The sequence below is a fragment of the Paenibacillus residui genome (assembly GCF_042677205.1).
Taxonomy (GTDB): domain Bacteria; phylum Bacillota; class Bacilli; order Paenibacillales; family NBRC-103111; genus Paenibacillus_L; species Paenibacillus_L residui.
Genome location: NZ_JBHTIU010000116.1, coordinates 1 through 526, shown reverse-complemented (window position 1 = coordinate 526; position 526 = coordinate 1). Strand labels below are relative to the sequence as shown.

Here is a 526-nt window from a genome sequence, read left to right as displayed (position 1 = left end):
GATCTGGAAATACTTTTACTGAAGGGGTGAAAGTATGGAAGGATACCAGAAAAACAGTCATGCGGTCTACGACATCAAATATCATGTGATATGGGTTACAAAGTACAGATATCAGATACTGAAAGGGCAATTGGCGGTAAGGACGCGGGAGTTGATCCGGCAAGGGTGCGAGGCGAGAAGGATCGGAATATTGCAGGGAAGTGTAGGTAAAGAGCACATTCACTTATTGCTGTCCTGTCCGCCAAGCCTAGCCCCGAGTAAAGTTGTACAGTATCTAAAAGGAAGATCATCGCGATTGCTGCAAGAAGAATTTCCAGAACTAAAGAAACGCTACTGGGGTCAACACTTGTGGGCAAGGGGATATTTTTGTGCGACAGTAGGAAATGTCACGGAAGAAATGATTCGAAATTACATTGCCAATCAATTTAGTGGCGAGAAGAACGAAATTTTCAAGATTGAGGACGAGTTTTAGTCGTTGTTGAAGTACGCTTGAGCGTAAGGACATTTAGAAGAGTTTTACTCTTAC

Annotated in this window: 1 protein-coding gene; it reads left to right on the top strand. The window is 43.2% G+C overall.

What is annotated here, in order from left to right:
- Positions 1 to 34: 34 nt before the first annotated feature.
- The gene (gene tnpA, locus ACFQ03_RS25810) at positions 35 to 472 is read left to right on the top strand and encodes an IS200/IS605 family transposase (protein WP_144873665.1); all 438 of its coding nucleotides are present in this window, start codon (positions 35 to 37) and stop codon (positions 470 to 472) included.
- Positions 473 to 526 lie beyond the last annotated feature (54 nt).